Raw genomic sequence first — 22,033 nt, forward strand, 5'->3', positions numbered from 1 at the left:
CTGCTGAAGGTGAGGGCAAGATGCGGACACAGAAGTCGCCGCGGGCTTCCGGCGAGCTGGTGTTGCAGGACTCGGGCCCGGCACCTTCGGGCCTCTGGCCCGGCCGGCCGCAGGCGCCGAGCCCTTCGAAACTCGGCGCAGGCCGCCGACGAGGACGACAAAGCGCGAGGACTGATCGTCAGGAACCGGCCTGGGGTCGATCAGCCTGCAGACCTGGCCACGGTCTGGGCATCGGCCTGCGGCATGGGGGTGAGGGTCTGGGGTGCGTCATCCTGGTAGGACGGGTAGTCCGTGTAGCCGGCCTCTCCTCCGCCGTAGAACGTGGAGGGGTCGGCTACGGCCAGCGGCAGGTTCTCCCGGTAGCGGCGGACCAAGTCCGGGTTGGCGATGAACGGCGTGCCAAAAGCGACCAGGTCGGCATCGCCGGCATGCACCGCTGCCTGGGCTCGGGTGTGGCCGTAGCCGTTGTTGGCGATGTACGGGCCATCGAACCGCTTCCGCAGCGCGCGGTAGTCGAGGGCGACGGCCGTCGTCGCCATGCCGCCCTCAAAGACGTGCACGTAGGCCAGCCCGCGCGGGCTCAGCTGCCCGAGGAAGTACTCGAAGTGACCCTGCGGGTCGGAGTCAGACATCGAGTTGAAGCCGTTCTCCGGTGTCAGCCGCACGCCCACCCGCTCAGCGGCCCACTGCTCGCATACAGCGTCCAGCACCTCGTTCAGCAGGCGCATACGGTTGGCCGCGCTACCGCCGTACGCGTCCGTGCGGAGGTTGCTCTCATCGCGCAGGAACTGGTCGATCAAGTAGCCGTTGCCGGCGTGGACCTCGATGCCGTCGAAGCCTGCCTGCTCCGCCAGCCTGGCCGCGTGGCGGAACTGGTCGAGGATGTCCGGCAGCTCGCCGGCGTCGAGTGCTCGGGGTGTCACGAAGTCCTGCGGGCCGACGTAGGTGACGGCCCGGCCGGCGGGTGCGAGCGCCGAGGGGGCGACGGGCACCTGCCCGTCCAACAAGCTCGGGTGGGAGACGCGGCCGCAGTGCTGCAACTGAACGAAGATGCGCCCACCCTCCGCATGGACCGCGTCAGTAAGACGCCGCCAGCTCGCCGCTTGAGCGGCGGTGTACAGGCCAGGCGTGCAGGGGTAGCCGATCGCTTGCGGGGAGACGGTGGTGGACTCAGCAACGATCAACCCCGCGGTGGCGCGCTGACGGTAATGGTCGACCATCAACGAGGGAACGCAGCCGTCGGCGTCGGCTCGGTTGCGGGTCATCGGCGCCATCACCATCCGGTTGGCCAGCGTGAGACCGCCCAGGTCGAACGGCGCGAACAGATCGAGGTTCATGCAGGGCTCCAGCGTTGCAGCGAACGTCGTAGGACAGTCGTCCTAGGGGCCGTCACGCTAGGCCGAGGATCTCGACGGTGTCAACGGCTTGACGATCTAGGACGGGCGACCTAGGTTGTGCCCTTAGGTCGCCCGTCCTACCCACTGAAAGGGGCTCACCATGGCTGCCGCTACAACCCGGGAACAGATCGTGGCGGCTGCCGACCGGCTCTTCTACCACCAAGGTTACGAGCACACCTCTTTCGCGGACATCGCCGGAACCGTCGGCCTGTCGCGGGGCAACTTCTACTACCACTTCAAGTCCAAGGACGCGATCCTCGACGCGGTGATCGACGCCCGTCTCGCCGACACCCGGCAGATGCTGCAGCAGTGGGATTCCGAGGCGTCCACCCCGGCCGGCCGGATCATGCGGTACGTCGAGATCGTGCTGACCAACCGCGCCGACATCCAGGACTTCGGCTGCCCCGTGGGCACCCTGACCACCGAGCTGGCCAAGCTGGAGCACGCCATGCTCGGCCAGGCCGGGCGCTTGTTCACCCTGTTCCGTACCTGGCTGCGCGAGCAATTCGCACTCCTGGGGCATGCCAAGCAGGCCGACGAGCTGGCCATGCACGTTCTCGCTTTCAGCCAGGGCGTCGCTGTCATGGCCAACGCCTTCCACGACGAGGCGTTCATCCAGCGCGAAGTCGACCAGATGCGCGAGTGGCTGCACACCTACGAGAAATGAGAGAAAGCATGTTCGTGGTCCTACTCCGGTTCTCCCACAACAAGGCGGCCGCCGCCCAGCACATGGTCCACCACCAGGAGTGGATCAAGCGCGGCCTGGACGAAGGCGTCTTCCTCCTGGTCGGCAGCATCCAGCCCGGCCTCGGCGGCGCGGTCCTCGCCCACAACACCTCGCCCGATGAACTGCGCAAGCGCGTCGACGAGGACCCATTCGTCGCCCAGGACGTCGTCACGGCGGAGATCATCGAGGTCACGCCGAACACGACGGACGAGCGGCTGAGCTTCCTGCTGTGACAGCCGGTCCTCGGCCCCGCCGACGAGCCGCGCTACCCGTGGAGCAGCGCCGCCCCGGAGGACCGCTCCTACGACAACACCGAGCGGGGCTTCCCCGTCGGTGACGACCAGCGCCTGTTGTCGGAGTACGGCGTCAGCTGGCTCTGGTCTCCTGGTGAAGCCACCCACCGGACCCGGTGTACACCGATACCGAACGCCCCTGCGGCAATCGCGGTGCGCCCGGGCGAGCCGGGTGACTCCCCCGCCGGCGCGTGCAGTGAGCCCGTCTTCATGTGTGCGACGGCGTGCTCGACGCCGGCGCGGACCTTGCGGTGGGAAGCGTGGTCGTTCGCGTGACACAGGTGCCGACCAGCCTTGTAGGTACATTCACCGCTCCTCGTGCCGTGTGCCGACGGAAGCCGGCGACCGGCTCTATTGGGCCTTGAGCCGTGCAGACAGACGCTCAGCCGGTGTTTCCCAATCGAGCGTCTTGCGGGGCCTGCTGTTCGGTCCGGCGGCGACGGTGATCCGGTCTTCGGGGATGCGGCAGGCTCCATCCTCATCGCCCAACCCTGGCGGCCTAACCGCCGCGCACACAACCGCCAGCCCTCTTGACTTCACTGGGTTGGGAGGCGGCTCGCGTCTCGGCCGCCAGAGAGCAAGGGCGAGGACGCCGAGGCCCATACCGCCGGCCACGCCGAAGCCCGCTCCCCTCCAACACGCGACGCACGGCGGTACGCCTGCACCGACATGAGTCGCAGCGATCGCGGACAGCAGACCCACGAGAACACTAGGCGCTTCGCGAGCGGAGGGCGGGGATGATGTCGGTGCCGTAGGCGTCGATGGTCCCTGCGCGGTTGTCGTGCATGTCGTAGACCACGAACTGGTGGACGCCCAGCTCGCGCAGGTGCTTCAGCTTCTCGATGTGGGCGGCGGCGGGGCCGAGGAGGCAGAACCGGTCGACGATCTCGTCGGGGACGAAGACGGTGTCGGGGTTGTCGGCGCGGCCGTGGTGGGAGTAGTCGTAGCCCTGCCGGTCCTTGATGTACGCGGTCAGCTCCTCCGGCACCATGTCCGAGTGCTCGCCGTACTTGGAGACCAGGTCGGCGAGGTGGTTGCCGACCATGCCGCCGAACCAGCGGCACTGGTCGCGGGCGTGGGCGAGGGCCTCGGGCGAGTCGTCGGACGTGACGTACGCCGGGGCGGCAACGCAGATGGTGAGGGCGTCGGGGTCGCGGCCGGCCTCCCGAACCGCCTTGCCCATCCACTCGGTGAGGAACGGGTCGGCGAGCTGGAGGATGAAGCCGTCGGCCTTCTGCCCGGCGAGGGCGAGGGCCTTCGGTCCGTACGCCGCCATCCACACCAGCAGCCTGCCGTTCTTCACCCACGGGATCCGGATCGGGCTGCCGTCGACCTCGGCCTCGCGGCCTTCCGCCAGGTCGCGGATGACCTCGATGGCCTCGCCGAGGCGGGCGAGGGTGTTGGGCTTGCGGCCGGCGACGCGCATGGCGGAGTCGCCACGGCCGATGCCGCAGACGGTGCGGTTGCCGTACATGTCGTTGAGGGTGGCGAAGGTGGAGGCGGTGACCTCCCAGGTGCGGGTGCCGGGGTTGGTGACCATCGGACCGACGTGCAGCTTCGTCGTGTGTTCGAGGATCTGGCTGTAGATGACGAAGGGTTCCTGCCAGAGCACGGCGGAGTCGAAGGTCCAGCCGTAGCGGAAGCCGTTGCGCTGCGCCCGGCGCATCAGGCCGACGACCTGCGAGGCTGGCGGGTCGGTCTGCAGGACGAGTCCGAAGTCCACGCGGGACTTCCAAGTTCGATTCGGTGTGGTGAGGTCCTGGGGTGGTTCAGCCCAGGTACTGGCAGATTGAACGCGGCACGAAGGTGCCGTGGCCGGCGTGGCCCACCTACTTGCGCTGGTCGACGACGACCTCGCCCCGTGAGAGGACGAAAATTCACACCACCACGGGGCGCACTACATTCGCGTCTCGCCGGGCCCTCACGCCGCCGCATAGCTCGCGCGGAAGAGGTCCTGGGCACGTTCCAAGTCCTTCTCACTCCGCAGGCGAATCTCCAAGTCACCTGTTCCATGGTGACCCACTCCCGTCACGTTCCTGGTGAAACCGGGAACAAGGTCAACCTGCGTAGGGTCCTGGGACAGGTACACGTGCACCTTGGTGTGCTGGGGCGGACAGACGCTCGCGAAATTCTGCAGCAGCCTGTACGCGCTGTACTGCCTACGCTGCACCTTGGTGATTCCGTCACCGAGGCCAAGAAGGACTTCATCAATCGCCGCTGCCAACTCCGCGATCCGCTGACGTCCGGCCTCCTCAGGCCGGTCCGCCCTGGAGCGCCGCTTCACACCTCCAGACTCGGGCAGCCCCGAGGCCGTCGCCAAGGTCTCAAGCCCAATCAGATCCGCGCCGAAGAATCGGTAGCGGACGAGGTCGATGCTGCGCCGGTGCTCGCGTACGGCATGGAGGTCGTAACGGGTGTAATCGCCGGCGACACAGATCAGCCGAGGTCCGCTCCAGAGCACCTGGGCCGCGACCATTCCCCCGAGCTGATCGCGGACCAGGTGCTCGAACTCACTTCGATGGTCAACCAGCCAGCTCAAGTAGAACAGCCCCTGGTTAATGACACCCGGGTCCAGTCCGCGCTTGTATTCGACCACGACAGGCGCACCGTTCGCGTCCAGCCCGAGCGAGTCGATTCGGCCCGCGTGCACCGGCCCCGTGCTGTACTCAGACGCAAGGAAGGTCACGCCGAGCAATGCCTGCATGTTGGCCTCAACAAGCCGCTGCACGGACGCCTCTGTATCAGCGAGCCTCGGAGCGATCTCATTCGCTCCACCGCTCGACAGCTGAAACAACCTCAGTTCCGGCACCCCCTCTGATGGACCACCGTTAACGCCGCACGGGCCTCACCTATTTCCGCAGGAGAGGCGCACTGCGCACAGCGGTGACCAGAGAGCGACTCCAGATCGACCTCCACACCGCAGACCGTCTCTCCGAGTGCCTAACTGATCGTTTCAGAATGAGTTGAGCCGCAGGTCTTGTCCTCGACGATCTTGGTCGGCAGGGTGTCCGGATGCGTGCTGATCTTGTTCCTGACGATCTGTGGGAGCGGGTGGCCCCGTTGCTGCCGCCTGCTCCCGAACGCCGCCGCCGGCATCCCGGGCGGCTTCGCGTTCCGAACCGGGCGGCTCTCGCCGACGTCCTGTACGTCCTGCGGACTGGTGTCGCCTGGCAGGATGTCCCGGCCGAGACCGTGGGCTGCTCCGGAGTGACGGCCTGGCGCAGGCTGCGGAACTGGACCGAGGCCGGCGTCTGGCCACGCCTGCACGCCGCCCTGCTGACCGAGCTGCGCCGCGCCGGTCTGCTGGACCTGGATGACTGCTCCGTGGACGGATCGCACGTCCGGGCTCTCAAAGGGGGGATCACGTCGGCCCCTCACCCGTCGGCTGCGAAGTCCACATCGACCTCGGTGCCGTTGTCGCTCACGAAGCGACACCCAGCTCCATGGACCTTGTACGCGTACGTGCCGACGTGCCCGCTCCGGCCGATGATCCGGCGCGAACGGACCAGGTTGACGACATCTGCGAGTCGCTCAAGCGAGCGGATCGCCGCCCTCATGGCCTCGCCAACCGCGTTCAGAGCGTGGACGTAACCAAGCACGAGTTCCCGTGCAGCCCCAACCCGTTCCATACGGCGTCATCCCCCTGAGCCCGTAACTGAAGGGATTGTTCCATGGGTCGCCAGCGTCTCCGCAGAACGGCATTCTGAAACGATCAGTAAGGGCTGCCCCGTGGCGTTGGTCGTCACCGGACGGCGGCGTGCAGGTCCCGTGTGTACCAGTCGAAGCGTGTGCCGTCCTTGCCGTGCGTCGGCTTGCCGGGGGTGAACCCTGCCCGCTGCGCGACTGCGGCAGATGCGGGATTCTCGGGCTCCACCTGGATGACCGCCTCCGCCCCACCTGCACTCGCCGCGTATCGGGACGCCAACAGGACCGCGCGGGTCGCCAGGCCACGCCCCCGACAGGACGGATAGAGGCCGTAGGCGACATTCACCTGACCGGGCGCCAGACCTTCTCCTGCGAACCTCAAGTCGATCGTGCCCGCGAGCACCTCGTCAGCACCCATCCGGATGCCGAACGCGCGGAGCGGCCCGGCGGTGCCCCACTGCTCCCGACAGTGCCGGAAGTACGCTTCGGTGCCCTCCCGCGTGCCGGGACCGCCGTTGAGCCAACGAACGAGTAGTTCGCCCTCCCCCGAGAGGTGCGCCCCCACATCGTCCAGGCGCAGAGGGGACAGGGTGATGATCCCGTCGGACAGCTTCACTTCATGCATCAGGTGAATCTTGACGCCAGAGCCGTGCCGCACCATCGAATTCTGCGCGACATCACGCGAACCTCCCGGGCCAGGAGATGATCTCCGTGTGACTGCTGTGATCACGGCGTCGGACCCGACCTGGACAGCCCCGTTCACCGGTCTGAGCCCGCGTGCCCAGCATCCCAGCACGAACCCAGCGCGGTAGGGATGAGCAGGGGTGACGACAGGAGATGAGGGGTCAGCTATCCCAGCACCATCCCAGCACGGGAAAACCAAAGGGGCTCGACTCCGAAGAGCCGAGCCTCATCTGACCTGCACGTTTGCTAGATCGGCAGCATGGTGACATAGCACCCGCTACACGTTGAAGCGGAACTCCACCAGCACCGCGTGGCACGAACGTCTGTGCCCTGGGTTCGTCACCATGGAGCCGATGGGGACCTTGGTCATGTTGGCGAGGACCTGGCTGCAGATGAGGAAGGGCTCCTGCCACAGCACGGCGGAGTCGAAGGTCCACCCGTATCGGAGCTTGCGCTGAGCGATGTGACCGGCGTCTTCCACCCGACCGGCCCCGACACCGTCAGCCGGTTCGCTCTCAGTGTCCTCGTCGCGCGCCGAGACGGGCTGAATCCCGCCCTTCTCCGCCCTAGCCTCCCGGCCGTGCCTGCTTTGGACCCGGCTGCCACCGGGCAGCCGGGGCGGCGGTCCAGTCAGCGACGGACCCCGTTTCGACTCCAACCCTGCACGCACTTCTCTTGCCACACCTCCGCAGCGGGCGCGAAACATAGCAGCAAAATCCCGGTTAGGTGAACCGGGAATCGTGTGGATGATTACCGCATCCCGCCCACCCCAACCACCACGGATCGACACAGCGGAGAACCCCCGCGCTACACACGCACTCGACGAGTTCGTTCTCCGTTCGCGAACGCCGACTCCATTCGCTGGACTCTCGCGCCAAGCCGTCTAGTGTTCCGTGATCCCCGGAGGTCAACCCCCTATGCCACTCGAGCCCGTACCCACCCTGTCCGACTGCGGGAGGACCACGACAAGAAACGTTCCAGCACCATCCGCCGTCGGTCCACAGCGCCACGGCGAGCCTCATACCCTGCCGCGACTCCTCGACGACGGCTGGTACACGACGACGGAACTCGCAGCCCAGCTCCGCGTCGACGCGTCAACCCTGCGCCGATGGCGCACCGCACAGCCTCCCCAAGGTCCTCCATTCGTCTCCGTGTCCGAGCGCGTCATTCTGTACGGCGCCACCGACATCGAGGAATGGCTGCACACCCGCCGTACCACCCCCGACCGGAAGGACGAATGCCCCACATAGAAACCGTCCCTGTTGGCGTACGCCTCTCCACGGACGTCGAATACAGGCCCAATAGAGCGAACCCGTACCGTGCTCGCGTCCGCTGGTTCGACCCCACGACCAAGCGCCGGAAATCCGTATCCGAGGGGAAGGACAGCGAGGAAGAGGCTCAGGCGTGGATCCAGACCATCATCGAGGCCGCCGAGGCCGGCCTTGCCCCATCCGTGGCCACCATGAAGCTCGCCGACTACGGCGACACGAACATGGAACTTGCCCTACGCGGACTGGAATTGAAGACCCGCGACCCCTATCTCTCAGGATGGCGAGTACGCGTGGTGCCAGCCCTCGGGCACCTGCCGGTCCGGATGATCACCAACGGGGCCATCGACCGAACCGTCCAGAACTGGATCGCCGATGAGCACGGCCGCTCGACCGTCAAGAACACCATCGCCGTCCTGGTCCGCGTCATGGAGCAGGCGGTCCGAGACGGCATCATCAAGGTCAACCCGGCCCGCGTGACGGGCTGGCAGAAGCTCTACAAGCAGGCCGAGGACGAGCTCCTCGATCCGCGAGCGCTGGCCCTGCCCGACTGGGAAACGCTCGCCGAGCTGGCTGACGCGCTCGTGGCCGCGTCCCACGGCGAGTACCGGGGCTGGGGCGAGGTCGTCCTCTTTGCAGCGTGTACGGCCGCGCGCATCGGCGAGGTCTCCGGCTGCCGGGTCGGGGACATCGACACCACCAACTGGATCTGGACCGTCCGGCGCCAGACCACGCCCGCTCCCGGCGGCCTCGTGGACAAGGGGACGAAGGGCAAGCGGGCCCGCCAGGTGCCCATCATCGAAGAGATTCGCCCGCTCGTCGCGCAGCGCATCCTGGCCGCCGGCCCCGATCCCGACGCGCGCATGTTCACCGGTCCCCGAGGCGGCCGCATCTCCACCGCCGTCCTGCGCGACGCGACCCACTGGGACGAAGTCGTCACGAAGCTCGGCTATGAACACCTTCGCCGCCACGACCTCCGGCACACCGGACTCACCTGGTTCGCCGACGCCGGGGTCCAGGTGCACGTCCTCCGCAAGATCGCCGGCCATGGCTCACTGACCACCACGCAGCGATACCTGCACCCCGACGTACACAAGATCACCGCCGCCGGCGCCGCACTCTCGGCACACCTCAGCGTGCTCCGCGCGCCGCGGTCCCTACCGAGCCCGATCGCGGTCGCCCGTTGACCGGTCAAGGCGAGTTGGTCCCCAAGTGGTCCCCAAAAACGAGTCAGAGGCCGTATCAGATCTCTCTGAAACGGCCTCCGACCTGCGACTCTTTCGAGTCGGGACGACAGGATTTGAACCTGCGACCCCTTGACCCCCAGTCAAGTGCGCTACCAAGCTGCGCCACGTCCCGTTGCCCGTCTGACCTGGGGTTTCCCCTGGCCGAACGCGCATGAGAACAATACCGCACTTTCCCGGGTGGTCACGAACGGCTTTCGTGGCGCACTGGGGAGGGGGTGCGCGGGGTGGGGAGTGCTCACTCTGTGTGACGCGCTGATGCGCCGAGGCGTGCGCCCGCGCGCCCCCTGGCGGGGCGTGGGGAGGGGGGTCGGGCGGGTCGGAGGGGCTCGCCACCTGGGCGGGAGGGCGGGAGGGAGGGATCCGTAATGACGCCCCTTTGGTGATGAAGAGGCTGATGTGGTGAAGCGGGGAGGGTCGAGGCCATATGCCCGAGAGTTCGTTGCCGTTGGCATGTGGCAGAAAGATGCCCACGGGGAAGGGACCGGGGATCGGACCGAGCAGGCCAAGAGCACGCGAAACACAGTCAGAAACAAACGTCAACCGTTCCGGTTTCGGCCAAAAATCGTGGCGATATTGCTCCACCCCGGAAAGATCAACACCATGAAGTGGTCGGCCTGTTCGGGACGGGGCCACTGCCGATGCACCACCTGTTCGGTCGAATCGCCGATCAGGAGCTTCGCGGGAGGGACTCGGATGGACAGCTACTTCAGCAGCCGCCTTCATCATCAACTCAGGGAGACGGTCCGCGACTTCGCAGAGCGTGAGGTTCGGCCACGGATAGCCGAGATGGAGGCCTCGCGCACGGTCCACCACGAACTGTCCCGGCGCATCGCCGAACAGGGCTGGCTGGGCGCGACAATCAGCCAGGAGTACGGCGGCATGGGGGCCGGCCACCTGGCCAAGACCATCATCATCGAGGAGCTCTCCCGGGTCAGCGGCGCCATGGGCGCCATGGTCCAGGCCTCGCAGCTGGGCACCGCGAAGATCGTCCACTTCGGCAGCGACGAGCAGCGCAAGACCTGGCTGCCGGCCGTCGCCGCCGGTGAGTGCCTGCCGACCATCGCGGTCACCGAGCCCGAGTCCGGTGGCCATGTCCTCGGCATGAGCGCCAGCGCGGTACGGGACGGCGACGACTACATCCTGAACGGCAGCAAGGTCTTCGTCGGCAACAGCCACGTGGGCGATCTGCACGGCGTCGTGGTCAGAACCGGTCCTGGATCGAAGGGACTCACCGCCTTCCTGGTCGAATCCGATCGCCCCGGGTTCAGGACCGGTCCGCAGCAGCCGGCGATGGGACTCCACGGCTTCAGCTTCGGCGAGCTGATCTTCGAGAACTGCCGGGTGCCGGCCGCCAACCGCCTCGGCGACGAAGGGGACGGCCTGGCCGTCGCGTACTCCTCCAGCGTCCTCTACGGCAGGGCCAACCTCACCGCCGTCTCCCTCGGCATCCACCAGGCGATCCTGGAGGAGACCACCCGCTTCGCCTCCGAGCGCATCCGCTACGGCAAGCCGCTCCACGACCTGCCGACGGTCAAGCTGAAGCTGGGCCAGATGCAGTCCCGGCTGATGACCGCCCGGCTGGCGGCGTACCACGCCGTGCACCTGCTCGACCAGGGACGCTCCTGCGACGCCGAGCTGATGAACGCCAAGCTCGTCAACGTCGAGTCGGCGATCGACTCCGGCCGCAACGCCATGGAGATCCACGCCGCCGCCGGGCTCTTCACGGACCGGGCCATCGAGCGCTACCTGCGGGACGCGCACCACATCTTCGCCCCCGCCGGCACCTCCGACATCCAGCTCCTCCGCCTGGCCGAGGTCGCCCTGGGCCAGGACAAGGGCAGCTGGTCCGAGCGCCTCTCCGAACTGGTCCGCACCCCCGACCTCGAACCGGCCCACGCCTGACCGACAGGAGCCCCCCACACAGCGGCCGAGACGTCCCTCTCCCACCCGCCCGACATGCCGGAGCCCCGGTACGACGCTCGTCGTGCCGGGGCTCGGGCATGTCGGGCGGGGACGGTCAGAACATGCTGTCCTCGCGCCGGTTGATCTGCTCCATCAGCTCGGCCGCCATGGCCTTGATCGTCTCCAGGCCGGCGCGGCCCCAGGGCCGTACGTCGGTGTCGACGACGCAGATGGTGCCGAGCGCGACGCCGGTACGGTCGATGAGCGGCGCGCCCATGTAGGAGCGGATGCCGATCTCGTCGACGACCGGGTTCCCCGCGAAGCGCGGGTAGTCGCAGACGTCCTCGAGGACGAGGGCCTTGCGGCGCACGACCACGTGCGGGCAGTAGCCGTGGTCGCGGGCCATGTAGCGGCCGACACCGCCGCCGCCCGCGGCGGCGGCGCCGAGGTCGCTGCCCGAGTGGGTGCCCTCGGGGGTGTGGAGGCCGGCGAAGAACTGCCGGTTCTCGTCGATGAAGTTGACCATCGAGAACGGGGCGCCGGTCACGTCCGCGAGCCGGTGGGCGAACTCGTCGAACGCCGGGTCCGGCCGCTCACCGAGCCCGAGCTCACGCAGCCGCTGGACACGGGCCGGCGCCTCCTTGTCGATGGGGGTCAGCAGGAGGTGACCGGTCGGGTCGTAGGTCATGGCGTGGCTCCGTAGCTCGGCACGGTGTCCGGGATGGTGGTGAGCAGGTGCTGCACCAGGGTCAGCAGGGTACGGATGCCGGAGCTGGAGATCCGGGCGTCGGTGAGGACGACCGGCACCTCCGGCCTGAGGTCGAGCGCGGCCCGTACCTCGTCCGGCTCGTAGCGGTAGGCGCCGTCGAACTCGTTGACCGCCACGACGAAGCGGATACCCCTCCGCTCGAAGAAGTCCACGGCGGAGAAGCACTCCTGGAGGCGGCGGGTGTCGGCCAGGACGACCGCGCCGAGCGCCCCCTCGGAGAGCTCGTCCCACATGAACCAGAAGCGCTCCTGGCCCGGCGTGCCGAAGAGGTAGAGCACATGGCGGTCGTCGAGGGTCATGCGGCCGAAGTCCATGGCGACGGTGGTCGTGGTCTTGGACTCCACGCCCTCCAGGCTGTCGGTGGCCGCGCTGACCGAGGTCAGCAGCTCCTCGGTGCTGAGCGGTTCGATCTCGCTGACCGCGCCCACGAAGGTCGTCTTGCCCACGCCGAATCCGCCCGCCACCAGGATCTTGAGTGCGGTGGGGAAGGGATCGGCCGCTGAACTGTCGTGGCGCTCAGAGCCGTTGTCGTAGGCCATCGAGCACTGCCTCCAGCAAGGAACGGTCGGTTGGGTTGGCGTGGAACCGGGGGGCCCTGGCGGTGAGCGCCCCGCAGTCCACGAGGTCGGAGAGCAGGACCTTGGTGACCACGGCCGGGAGCCGTAAGTGCGCCGCGATCTCGGCCACCGAGGTGGGCCCGTCGCACAGCCCGAGGGCCAGGCTGTGTTCGGGCCCCATGTGCGTCTGCGGTGACGATCCGGTCGCCATCACCATCGACAGCAGGTCGAGCGCGGTGGTCGGCTTGGTCCGCCCACCGCTGACGGTGTAGGGGCGGATCAGCCGGCCGGCCGCGTCGTCGAGCCAGGGCCCTTCCTGAGCGGACGTCACGTTCACTGTCCGAGGCCACCCACCAGGCCGGCTGCCTGCCGGGCGGGAGTGACCAGGTACGGCCGGACGCTCTTGACGAGCATCGCCATCTCGTAGCCGAGGACGGCGGCGTCCGCCTCGCGCCCGGCCAGGACGGCGAGGCAGGTGCCGGAGCCCGCGGTGGAGACGAACAGGAGGGTGGAGTCGAGCTCCACGACCACCTGGCGGACCTCGCCGCCGTCGCCGAAGCGGGCGCCGGCGCTGCGGCCGAGCGAGTACAGCCCGGAGGCGAGGGCCGCCATGTGGTCGGCGGCGTCGGGGTCGAGACCGTGCACGGATTTCACGAGGCCGTCGGAGGAGAGCAGAACGGCGTTACGGGTGTAGGGGACCCGCTGGACCAGTCCGCTCAGCAGCCAGTCGAGGTCCGAGGAATGGCCGGTCGGCGCATTGCTCGCCATGGTGCATCTACTCCTTGTGCGCGTCGCCTGGACGCAGCGCTTCTTGGGGGGCGGGCTGGGACTCGGCGAGGCCGATTCCGCGCTGGAACGCGGCCATCAGACCGGGGTCGTGCAGGGCGTGCTCCTCGGGCCTCCGGGCCACGGGTTCGTCGCGCAGCTGCGGGACGATGTGCTCCTGGGCGCGCCGCTTGGGGAGCAGCGGACGGCCGGGGGCCTCGGCACGGGGGGCCGGGGGGAGCGGTGACACCAGGGAGGCGGGCGGGGCCGTGTGGTCGGCGCCGACCGGCTGGCCCGGTATCGCGGGGGCCTGATCGAAGTCCGCATACCCGTTCGACCGCACACCCGTGGGGGGGTACGTGGGCGAGCCGGATCCGGGGTGCTCCTCGTGGCGGACGGGGGCCCGCTCCGGGGAGGGCGTGGACGGCGGTACGGGTGCGGAGGGGGCCGTCACGGCCGCGGTGGCGGGCGCCGGGCGGTGGTCCGGCACCTGCGCCGGCAGCTGCGCCGGCGCCTGGGCCGGTACCGGGGGCTGCGGGTGGGGCTGGGGCTGCGGGTGAGGCTGGGGCTGGGGCTGCATCTGCACCTGGCCGGGCGGGACCGCCGAGGAGCCGGCGGCCGCGGCGGCCTGGCGCTCGTGCTGCGCGAGGCCCTCGGGGTCGGCGCCGAGCAGGCCCTGCGGGAGCACCAGGACGGCCTGGACGCCACCGTAGATGTTGGACTGGAGACGGACGGCGATGCCGTGCCGCCGGGCCAGCGCCGAGACGACGAAGAGTCCGATGCGCCCGTCCTGGAGCAGGTGCGCGACGTTGACCTGGTCGGGGTCGGCGAGCAGGGCGTTCATCTTGTTCTGCTCGGTGACGGGCATGCCGAGACCGCGGTCCTCGACCTCGATCGCGAGACCGGCCGTGACGTACTGGGCGCGCAGCAGCACGGTGGTGTGCGGCGCGGAGAACAGCGTCGCGTTCTCGACGAGTTCGGCGAGGAGGTGGATGACGTCGGCCACGGCATGGCCCCGGAGCGTACCGTCGATGGGCGGTACGAGTTTCACCCGCGGGTACTGCTCGACCTCGGCGATCGAGGAGCGCAGCACCTCGGTCATGGTGACGGGGTTCGACCACTGGCGGCGCGAGATGGCGCCGCCGAGGACGGCGAGGTTCTCGGCGTGCCGGCGGATGCGGGTGGCCAGGTGGTCGACGTGGAACAGGCCCTTGAGCAGCTCCGGGTCCTCGACCTCGTTCTCCAGCTCGTCGAGGAGCTGGATCTCGCGGTGGACCAGGGACTGCAGGCGCCGGGCGAGGTTGACGAAGACCTCGACCTTCTGTTCGTTTCCGACGCTGCTGGAGAGCCGGGACGCCTGTACGACGGCTGCCACGGCGGCCTCGTGAGAGCGTGTCAGTTCCTGGGAGAGGAGGTCGAACTCGTCGCCTCCGGTGGTGCCGGCGGGCAGCGCGGGGCGGGGCGGGAGGCCCTCACCCTTGCGCAACTGTTCGACGACCGTACGGAGTTCGCTCTGCCCGCGGGCGCTGGTGCGGCGCAGGGCGTTGCAGCGGTCGAGGACGGCCTTGGCCGCCCGGTCCGCGCCGAGCGCGGCGGCCGTCACGGAGGCGACGGTGAGCGCGGCGGCGCCGGTGAGCGCGGCCCAGAGTCCGGGCGTCGGGCTCGCCCCGGTGGAGCGGATGGTGAAGAGGACGGCCGCCGCGCCGCCGAGCGCCACCGCGACCGCGGGAAGCACGGAGGTGCGCAGCAGTTGGGGGCGTATGCGGGCTTCCGTCGGGAGCGGGGTGGGGGGCTGTGCCGGCGGGGTGCTGCTGCCGGAGGCGGAGCGGGCGCCCGACCGGCCGTGCCGCCCGCCCTCGCGTCGGTCTGACCGCGAGGCGGGTGCGCGAAGTTGAGACATTTGTGTCCTTGGTACGTGCCCGGGAATCGGCGTACTGCGGGAGTTTTCTGCGGGGTCTACGGGGGTGGTCTGAGGGGGGATGTGATGAGCCTACCGATGATCATCAACCACACACTGTAGTCGTCAACCGTTCATGTGCGGTGCGCAGTTGGCAAACTTACCCGTACTCCGGCCCGGTCTGGTATCGCCCCTCGTCCGCCGGGCCGAGAAGCGTTGGCCGAAAGTCGACGGACCAGCCCCCGGGGTCGTCCCTGAGCAGGAACGGAAGAGGGCGGAGGCGTTCTCACGCCTCCGCCCTCCACGGAAATCACCCCTGACCGGAATCCCCCTCAGGAGGCGCGGACCGTCCGGTCGGCACGCCGTCCGCCCCCCGCGCGCCCTCCCCCGCCGCCTCCGCCGCAGCGACCTCCCGGACACCCGCCCGGTCCCCGCATCCCCGTTCGGCCGCCGGCGGGCCTCCGGCGCCCCGTGACCGTCGGTGAGCCCGGAACCCACCGAGCCCCTTCCGGACGGACGGCGCCGCCCCGGAAAGGGCTCGGTGGACGTGCGGGAGGGCCGTCAGCGGTCGCCCGCCAGGTCGAGGTCGTCGCTGCGGGTCTCCTCGGCCGTGACCTCCACCCCGTGGGGGCGGGCCCAGGGGCGGGCGAGGGGGTGGGAGAGCGCACGCCACCAGGACTCGCCGGGGAGCTTGCCGGCGGGCTCGAAGGGCTCGCCTGGGCGGGGGAACGCCACCGGCTGGCCGGCCTCGGCCGCGGCGTCGCCGGTCCACTCCCCCGGTTCCGCCCAGGGGTGCGGGGCCAGGTTGAAGGTGCCCCAGTGGATCGGCAGCAGGACGCCGCCGGGGCCGCCGCCCTGGAGGTCCAGATGGGCGCGCAGACCCTCGGCGGGGGTCATGTGGATGTCGGTCCAGAACTCCGAGTAGGCACCGATCTGGATCATGGTCACGTCGAAGGGGCCGTGCGCCGCGCCGATGTCCTTGAAGCCGGAGAAGTAGCCGGTGTCACCGCTGTGGAAGACCCGGTGGGTGGGCCCGGTGACGACCCAGGAGGCCCAGAGGGTCATCTGCCGGTTGCGCAGGCCGCGGCCGCAGAAGTGGCGGGCCGGGGTGGCCGTGAGGGTCAACTCGCCGATCGCGGTGGACTCGTTCCAGTCGAGCTCGCGCAGCCGGGAGGCGGGCACGCCCCAGCGCTCCAGGTGCGCGCCGACGCCGAGGGGCACAGCGAAGACCGTGTCCGTGGTGGCGAGCGCCTTGATCGTCGGCAGGTCGAGGTGGTCGTAGTGGTCGTGCGAGATCACCACGACGTCGACCGGGCCGAGCGCGGCGAGCGGCAGCGGGACCGGGTGGAGCCGCTTGGGCCCCGCGAAGGGGAAGGGGGAGCAGCGCTCGCCCCAGACCGGGTCGAAGAGCACCCGGTGGCCGTCGATCTCCGCGAGGACGCCGGAGTGTCCCATCCAGGTCACGCGCAGCCCGGTGGCCGGGGGTTTGGCCAGGTCGGCGACGGTGGTCGGGTGCACGGGGATCGTGCCGGTGGGGGCGCGGCGCGTGCGTGCTTCCTTGTCGAAGTAGATCTTGGCGAACTCGACGGTGGAGCCCGAGGGCCCGCGTCGGGCCGGTTCGGGGTTCTGGAAGATCCCGTCCGCGAAGTTCGGCGAGCGGCGGATGCGGGCGAGGCGCGCTCCCGTGGGATCCGCGCCGAAGGACTCGGGGCGCAGTGCGCGCAGCCGGGCCCGTGGCGAACGGTCGGAGCCGGTACCGGTCACAGGACCTCCTGATCTCTGGGGGTCGTTCCATTATGGGCGGCCCGCGCCGCGAACGGCCGGACGGTCGGCCATACTGAATCACCGTTCAGTACGGCCGACCGGCCGCCCGTCCCTCCCGAGGAGCCGCCCGATGAGTACCGCACCCCTGCTTTCCGTCGGCTGGACCGACCACGTGACCGGCCGCAGGGGCCATCTGGTGGTCGACCGGCTGGTGCGCGGAGTGGCCAGCGGCGGGCTGCGGATGCGGGAGGGGTGCACGGCCGAGGAGGTCGCCGGGCTCGCCCGCGGGATGACCATGAAGGAGGCCCTGCACTACGACCCGACGGCCCGGTACGTGCCGCTGGGCGGCGCCAAGGGCGGCATCGACTGCGATCCGCGCTCCCCGGAGGCGTACGGCGTCCTCGTGCGCTACCTGCGGGCCATGCGGCCGTACGTCGAGCGGTTCTGGACCACCGGGGAGGACCTGGGGCTCACCCAGGACCTGGTGGACCGGGCGGTGGCCGAGGCCGGTCTCGAGTCCTCCGTCCAGGCCGTGTACCCGCTCCTGGACGACGAGGCGGCGGCCAGGAAGCGGCTCGCCGACGCGTTCGCGATCGAGGTGGACGGCATCGGCCTCGACGAGCTGGTCGGCGGCCTGGGCGTCGCCGAGTCCGTCCTCGTGGCCCTCGACCGGGCCGGCCGGGCGTACGAGGGCACCCGGGTGTCCGTCCAGGGGCTCGGCACCATGGGCGGGGCGACCGCCCGGTTCCTGGCGCGGGCGGGGCTGCGGGTGGTCGCGGTGGCCGACGTACGGGGCACGATCGTCAACCCCGACGGACTCGACGTGGAGGCGCTCCTCGCCGCCCGCGACGCCCACGGGGCGGTCGACCGCTCCGCCCTGCGGCCAGGCGACCGCGAGGAGCCCGGCGAGGCCTGGCTCTCGGCCGCCGCCGAGGTCCTCGTGCCCGCGGCCGTCTCGTACGCGATCGACGCGGGGAACCAGGCGCGGATCACGGCCCGCTGGATCGCCGAGGCGGCCAACATGCCGGTCCTCCCCGACGCCGAGGAGGCCCTCGCCGCACGCGGGGTGACCGTGCTGCCCGACGTCGTCGTGAACTCGTGCACCAACGCCTGGTGGTGGTGGACGCTCTTCGGCGACATCGAGGCCGACGCCGGCCAGGCCTTCGACCGGGTGCGCTCGGCCATGCGGACCCTCGTCGGCGGGATGCTCGACCGGGCGGCGGCGGACGGGACGAGCCCGCGCGCCGCGGCGCACGCGCTGGTGGCGGAAAGGCTGCCGGTGATCGCCGAACGCTACGGCTGGTACTGAGCCCGCCACGCCCCGGCACCGTTGACGATCATGCCCTTGTCATGTGCTGTGTAGGCTGCACGGCGTGGCGAGAGTGCGGTTGAGCGTTGCGGAGCGGCGGGACGAGCTGCTGCGGGCGGCCGTCGAACAGATCGAGGCCCGCGGAGTCGCGGCCGTCCGGATCTCCGACGTCGCCTCCGCGCTCGGCGTCAGCAACGCCCTGGTCCTGTACCACTTCTCCACCAAGGAGCAGCTGGTCGCGGCCGCCTTCGCGCACGCCGCCGAAGCCGACCTCAACCAACTGCGCCGTCTCCTCGGACGCCGCTCCACGGCCGAACGGCGGCTCCGCGCCGCCGTCCGCTGGTACGCCCCGACCGGCCACGCCAAGGGCTGGCGCCTCTGGATCGAGGGCTGGGCCGCCTCGCTCCGCGACCCCGCCCTCCGCCAGGTCTCGTACTCCCTCGACCAGGAATGGAAGGCGGCACTCACCCGCGTGATCGCGGAGGGCGCCGCCGCCGGCGAGTTCCCCTGCCCCGACCCGGCGGCCGCCGCCTGGCGGCTCACCGCCTTCCTCGACGGCCTCGCCGTCCAGACCACCGCCTACCCCGGCTCCCTCTCCCGCACCGCCCTGCTCCAGTGGGCCGACGCCGCCCTGGACCGCGAGCTGGGCCTGCCGGACCGGTCCACGGAAGCACCGGAAGCGCCGTAGATCCGGCACCCTCAGATCAGCTCGAACACCGCCGACACCGTGACCTGCTCCTCGATCTCCCCCGGCGCCAGCGGCACGCTCGGCTCGTCGGCCGGAGCCCCGGGCATCGCCCCGATCCCGGGCCGCACGGACTCGCCCTCGCTCAGCGAGACCAGACGCCCGAGCCGGTGGCCGCTGAGCTGCGCGTGCTGGGCCGCCTTGTCGTACGCGTCCCGGTACGCCGCCTCCCGCGCCTTCACCCGCAGCGCCGTCGGATCGGCGACGTCGAACACGACGCCGTTGATCCGTCCTGAGTCACCGGTGGCGTCGTTCACCGCGCCGATGACCTGCCCGGTCCGGTCGATGTCCCTCACCTTGACGGAGAACGACTGCCCGGCCTGATACCCCGTCACCTTGCTCTCCCCCTCGGCGTTCTGGGTGTAGACGGGCGACAGCGACAGACTGTCCGTACGGATGTCCCGGTCCGCGATCCCCTGCTTCCGCAGCACCTCGAGAAGCGCCTTCGCCGCCGCGCTCTGCGCGGCCATCGCCTCCTTCGCCGTCTTCTTCGTCGCCTCCACCCCCACCGAAAGGATCGCCAGATCCGGCGCGGCCGACGCCCTCCCCTGCCCCGTGACCGTCACCGTCGCCGGCGCCGCCTCCTCGGCCGCCGCCCGCGCCGCCACCCCCACCGGCGCCCCCGCCGCCCACGCCGGCGCCCCCGCCCCGATCAACAGCCCCCCGAGCACCACAGTGGCCGCGAACACCCGCGCACCACCCACAACCCCGCTCCGTCGCCTCGTCACAAAGACTCCCTCCAGAAGTGATCACCGAACCCCGGCGCGCACATCCCAACACCCCCCGCGCCCCCCACCCACACGCCACTCCTGCCCGCCCCGCCCCTTCACCTCTCCGTACCATCCACGCCCCGGCCACCGGCGTTGTCGGTGCGGCTTGGTAGAACTCTTCCCGTCTGCCGACCCCTCTCGTCCGTCGTCTGGAGCACCGCCATGACCATTGGTCACCACCTCAAGGAATTCCACGGCCTGCCCGTGTTCGACTTCCCGGACGCGGACGCGCGGGTGGAGCTCCCCGAGCCGGACCGGGTCGCCTGGCGGATCTCCGCCGCGACGTACGCCGACGGCGAGGACGAGCTGTGGCAGGCGATGTTCGAGCGCTTCCTGAAGACGGTGGACCCGGGCCGGGTGCGCGCGCTGGTCGTCGGCGGCTGGGACGAGGCCTACGAGAACTCGTCCGCGGGCATCGTCACCGCGCTGATCGGCGCCAACAACCGGCTGACGGGGCTCTCGGCCCTCTTCCTCGGGGACATGACCTTCGAGGACTGCGAGATCTCGTGGATCGTCCAGTCCGATGTGACCCCGGTCCTCGCCGCCTACCCGGCGCTGCGCGAGTTCGGCGTGCGCGGCGGTACGGGCCTGGCCTGGCCTTCCGTCCGTCACAGCGCCCTGGAGACGCTGGTGGTGGAGACGGGCGGCCTGGGCGCCGAGGTGGTGCGCGGCATCGCGGGCAGCGGCCTGCCCGCCCTGGAGAACCTGGAGCTCTGGCTCGGCACCGACGAGTACGGCGGCGACAGCACGGCCGACGACCTGGCGCCGCTGCTCGCCGGCACCGCCTTCCCCGCCCTGCGCCGGCTGGCCCTGCGCAACAGCCAGATCCAGGACGCCGTGGCCGCCGCCGTGGCGGGCGCGCCCGTCGTGGCCCGTATCGACCGCCTCGACCTCTCCATGGGCGTGCTCACCGACGAGGGCGCGCGGGCCCTCCTCGAAGGGCAGCCCCTGACCCACCTCGACCACCTCGACCTGACCCACCACTACCTGTCGGAGGCGATGCGGGAGCGGGTCCGCGCCGCGCTCGTCCCGCACGGCGTGACCGTCGTCCTCGACGACGGCCAGGACGCGGAGGAGGAGGACGGCGAGGTCTACCGGTACGTCGCGGTCGCCGAATGACCACCGGCCCGCGCCCGGCCGCCTCCGTCGTCGGTGCCCCGCGTCCCGTGGTCGTCGGTGATCCGGCGGGCCGCCGTGTCGCCTTCTTCCAGGACGCGCTTCGCGCCGCCGGGCTGCCCGCCGCGCGGGTGGTGTCGTGGCCCGAGGCGCTGTGCGGCGAGGCCTGGTTCGCGGCCGGCGAGAGCGTACGGCTCGACTCGCCCGGCGAGGACCCGGTGGCCGACCGGCTGCTGCGCGAGGTCGGCGATCCGGCGCGGGTCGAGGGCAGCCGCCTCTGGTACGAGCGGTTCACCGCCGCCGTGGCGGCACTGGCCGAGTCCGTCGCGGAGGCGGGCGCCACCCTGCTCGACGACCCCGCCGAGCTTCCCGTCCTGTTCGACAAGCGGCTCAGCCACGCGCGCCTTCGGGCCGCCGGGGTCCCGGTGCCCGAGTCGCCGACGTCCGGCGCGTCCGCCCCGGTCGTACGCGGCTGGGCGGACGTCCGGGCGCTCACCGGACGGCCCGGCCTGCGCCGGGTGTTCGTGAAGCTCGCGCACGGCTCCTCCGCCTCGGGGGTGCTCGCGGTGGAGACGAACGGCGCGGGCCGGTTCCAGGCCACCACGTCGGTGGAGCGCGGCCCCGACGGACGGCTCTTCAACTCGCTGCGGGTACGGCGCTACACGCGCGAGGAAGAGGTCGCGGCGCTCGTGGACGCGCTCGCCCCCGACGGCCTGCACGTCGAGCGCTGGCTGCCCAAGGCGACCCAGCACGGCCGGGCCGCCGACCTGCGGGTCGTCGTGGTCGACGGGCGGGCCACGCACGCCGTGCTCCGTACCAGCCGCTCCCCCATGACCAATCTGCACCTGGGCGGCGCCCGGGGCGATCTGACGGCCGCCCGGGCCGCGATCACCGCGTCGGGCGGGCGGTGGGAGGACGCGCTCGACGTGTGCGAGCGGGCCGCCGCGGCCTTCCCCGGCAGGCGCTGCGTGGGGGTCGACCTGCTGCCGGCCGCCGGCTGGCGCCGCTTCGCCGTGGGCGAGGTCAACGCCTTCGGCGATCTGCTGCCCGGCCTCACGGGCCTGCCCGGCCGCGGCGCCGAAGGCCTCGACACGTACGCGGCGCAGGTCGCGGCCCACTTCCCGCACCACCGGCACATCCCCCGCACCACAGGAACGAGCACCACGTGAACCAGCCCG

21 protein-coding genes, 1 tRNA gene and 1 pseudogene are annotated in these 22,033 nt (G+C 70.5%); 9 read left to right on the forward strand and 14 right to left on the reverse strand.

What is annotated here, in order from left to right:
* Window positions 1-200 precede the first annotated feature (200 nt).
* Complete coding sequence (locus ACZ7G1_RS07620) at window positions 201-1,337, reverse strand: alkene reductase (RefSeq protein WP_470873740.1); 1,137 nt, start codon at window positions 1,335-1,337, stop codon at window positions 201-203.
* Window positions 1,338-1,497: 160 nt separating this feature from the next.
* Here ACZ7G1_RS07620 and ACZ7G1_RS07625 point away from each other — a divergent pair, with 160 nt between their 5' ends.
* Window positions 1,498-2,064, forward strand: coding sequence for a TetR/AcrR family transcriptional regulator (locus tag ACZ7G1_RS07625; protein ID WP_470873739.1), 567 nt, complete (start codon window positions 1,498-1,500; stop codon window positions 2,062-2,064).
* An 8-nt stretch (window positions 2,065-2,072) separates the two neighbouring features.
* On the forward strand, window positions 2,073-2,357 hold the full coding sequence (locus ACZ7G1_RS07630; RefSeq protein ID WP_470873737.1) for a YciI family protein: 285 nt from the start codon (window positions 2,073-2,075) through the stop codon (window positions 2,355-2,357).
* 769 nt (window positions 2,358-3,126) lie between these two features.
* Here ACZ7G1_RS07630 and ACZ7G1_RS07635 read toward each other — a convergent pair.
* Both ACZ7G1_RS07635 and ACZ7G1_RS07640 read right to left on the reverse strand, forming a co-directional pair.
* On the reverse strand, window positions 3,127-4,140 hold the full coding sequence (locus tag ACZ7G1_RS07635; RefSeq protein ID WP_470873736.1) for a TIGR03842 family LLM class F420-dependent oxidoreductase: 1,014 nt from the start codon (window positions 4,138-4,140) through the stop codon (window positions 3,127-3,129).
* 198 nt (window positions 4,141-4,338) lie between these two features.
* Window positions 4,339-5,226, reverse strand: a complete 888-nt coding sequence (locus ACZ7G1_RS07640) for a DUF5655 domain-containing protein (RefSeq protein WP_470873735.1) — start codon at window positions 5,224-5,226, stop codon at window positions 4,339-4,341.
* 203 nt (window positions 5,227-5,429) lie between these two features.
* Here ACZ7G1_RS07640 and ACZ7G1_RS07645 point away from each other — a divergent pair.
* Window positions 5,430-5,800: pseudogene (locus ACZ7G1_RS07645) on the forward strand (transposase); the annotation flags it as partial.
* Here ACZ7G1_RS07645 and ACZ7G1_RS07650 read toward each other — a convergent pair.
* The 3 genes from ACZ7G1_RS07650 to ACZ7G1_RS07660 form a co-directional block, all read right to left on the reverse strand.
* Entirely contained in the window at window positions 5,792-6,046 is a 255-nt protein-coding gene (locus tag ACZ7G1_RS07650) for a DUF6896 domain-containing protein (RefSeq protein ID WP_471204029.1), read from the reverse strand. The pseudogene ACZ7G1_RS07645 and the gene ACZ7G1_RS07650 sit on opposite strands and share 9 nt — an antisense overlap.
* Before the next feature lie 113 nt (window positions 6,047-6,159).
* Entirely contained in the window at window positions 6,160-6,687 is a 528-nt protein-coding gene (locus tag ACZ7G1_RS07655; RefSeq protein ID WP_470873733.1) for a GNAT family N-acetyltransferase, read from the reverse strand.
* 336 nt (window positions 6,688-7,023) lie between these two features.
* The gene (locus ACZ7G1_RS07660) at window positions 7,024-7,227 is read right to left on the reverse strand and encodes a hypothetical protein (protein ID WP_470873923.1); all 204 of its coding nucleotides are present in this window, start codon (window positions 7,225-7,227) and stop codon (window positions 7,024-7,026) included.
* 756 nt (window positions 7,228-7,983) lie between these two features.
* Here ACZ7G1_RS07660 and ACZ7G1_RS07665 point away from each other — a divergent pair.
* Window positions 7,984-9,201, forward strand: a complete 1,218-nt coding sequence (locus tag ACZ7G1_RS07665) for a tyrosine-type recombinase/integrase (protein WP_470873731.1) — start codon at window positions 7,984-7,986, stop codon at window positions 9,199-9,201.
* Between the two features lie 98 nt (window positions 9,202-9,299).
* Here ACZ7G1_RS07665 and ACZ7G1_RS07670 read toward each other — a convergent pair.
* Window positions 9,300-9,373, reverse strand: a tRNA-Pro gene (locus ACZ7G1_RS07670).
* Window positions 9,374-9,954: 581 nt separating this feature from the next.
* Between ACZ7G1_RS07670 and ACZ7G1_RS07675 the strand changes: the two genes are divergently transcribed.
* Window positions 9,955-11,163, forward strand: coding sequence for an acyl-CoA dehydrogenase family protein (locus ACZ7G1_RS07675; protein WP_470873730.1), 1,209 nt, complete (start codon window positions 9,955-9,957; stop codon window positions 11,161-11,163).
* 115 nt (window positions 11,164-11,278) lie between these two features.
* On the opposite strand, the gene ACZ7G1_RS07680 is transcribed toward ACZ7G1_RS07675, so the two are convergent.
* The 6 genes from ACZ7G1_RS07680 to ACZ7G1_RS07705 form a co-directional block, all read right to left on the reverse strand.
* On the reverse strand, window positions 11,279-11,851 hold the full coding sequence (locus ACZ7G1_RS07680; RefSeq protein WP_470873729.1) for a GAF domain-containing protein: 573 nt from the start codon (window positions 11,849-11,851) through the stop codon (window positions 11,279-11,281).
* Window positions 11,848-12,471, reverse strand: coding sequence for a GTP-binding protein (locus tag ACZ7G1_RS07685; RefSeq protein WP_470873727.1), 624 nt, complete (start codon window positions 12,469-12,471; stop codon window positions 11,848-11,850). The genes ACZ7G1_RS07680 and ACZ7G1_RS07685 overlap by 4 nt, the downstream gene beginning before the upstream one ends.
* Window positions 12,449-12,826: a DUF742 domain-containing protein gene (locus ACZ7G1_RS07690; protein ID WP_017236637.1), complete on the reverse strand. Its 378-nt coding sequence runs from the start codon at window positions 12,824-12,826 to the stop codon at window positions 12,449-12,451. Before ACZ7G1_RS07690 ends, ACZ7G1_RS07685 begins: the two co-directional genes overlap by 23 nt.
* The gene (locus tag ACZ7G1_RS07695) at window positions 12,823-13,257 is read right to left on the reverse strand and encodes a roadblock/LC7 domain-containing protein (RefSeq protein ID WP_017236638.1); all 435 of its coding nucleotides are present in this window, start codon (window positions 13,255-13,257) and stop codon (window positions 12,823-12,825) included. The genes ACZ7G1_RS07690 and ACZ7G1_RS07695 overlap by 4 nt, the downstream gene beginning before the upstream one ends.
* Window positions 13,258-13,264: 7 nt before the next feature.
* Complete coding sequence (locus ACZ7G1_RS07700; protein ID WP_470873725.1) at window positions 13,265-15,154, reverse strand: sensor histidine kinase; 1,890 nt, start codon at window positions 15,152-15,154, stop codon at window positions 13,265-13,267.
* A gap of 558 nt (window positions 15,155-15,712) precedes the next feature.
* Window positions 15,713-16,915 carry an MBL fold metallo-hydrolase gene (locus ACZ7G1_RS07705; RefSeq protein ID WP_470873724.1) on the reverse strand — a complete coding sequence of 401 codons (1,203 nt, stop codon included), beginning with the start codon at window positions 16,913-16,915 and terminating at the stop codon, window positions 15,713-15,715.
* A gap of 130 nt (window positions 16,916-17,045) precedes the next feature.
* On the opposite strand from ACZ7G1_RS07705, the gene ACZ7G1_RS07710 reads away from it, so the two are divergent.
* Complete coding sequence (locus tag ACZ7G1_RS07710; protein WP_470873723.1) at window positions 17,046-18,224, forward strand: Glu/Leu/Phe/Val dehydrogenase dimerization domain-containing protein; 1,179 nt, start codon at window positions 17,046-17,048, stop codon at window positions 18,222-18,224.
* A 64-nt stretch (window positions 18,225-18,288) separates the two neighbouring features.
* Complete coding sequence (locus tag ACZ7G1_RS07715; protein WP_470873721.1) at window positions 18,289-18,912, forward strand: TetR/AcrR family transcriptional regulator; 624 nt, start codon at window positions 18,289-18,291, stop codon at window positions 18,910-18,912.
* A gap of 11 nt (window positions 18,913-18,923) precedes the next feature.
* Here ACZ7G1_RS07715 and ACZ7G1_RS07720 read toward each other — a convergent pair whose 3' ends face one another.
* Window positions 18,924-19,658, reverse strand: coding sequence for an SIMPL domain-containing protein (locus ACZ7G1_RS07720; RefSeq protein WP_470873720.1), 735 nt, complete (start codon window positions 19,656-19,658; stop codon window positions 18,924-18,926).
* A 243-nt stretch (window positions 19,659-19,901) separates the two neighbouring features.
* On the opposite strand from ACZ7G1_RS07720, the gene ACZ7G1_RS07725 reads away from it, so the two are divergent.
* Together ACZ7G1_RS07725 and ACZ7G1_RS07730 are read left to right on the forward strand one after the other, a co-directional pair.
* The gene (locus ACZ7G1_RS07725; protein WP_470873719.1) at window positions 19,902-20,858 is read left to right on the forward strand and encodes an STM4015 family protein; all 957 of its coding nucleotides are present in this window, start codon (window positions 19,902-19,904) and stop codon (window positions 20,856-20,858) included.
* Window positions 20,855-22,024, forward strand: coding sequence for an STM4014 family protein (locus ACZ7G1_RS07730; protein ID WP_470873718.1), 1,170 nt, complete (start codon window positions 20,855-20,857; stop codon window positions 22,022-22,024). The genes ACZ7G1_RS07725 and ACZ7G1_RS07730 overlap by 4 nt, the downstream gene beginning before the upstream one ends.
* Window positions 22,025-22,033 lie beyond the last annotated feature (9 nt).

This window comes from Streptomyces sp. NPDC037273, assembly GCF_055603625.1.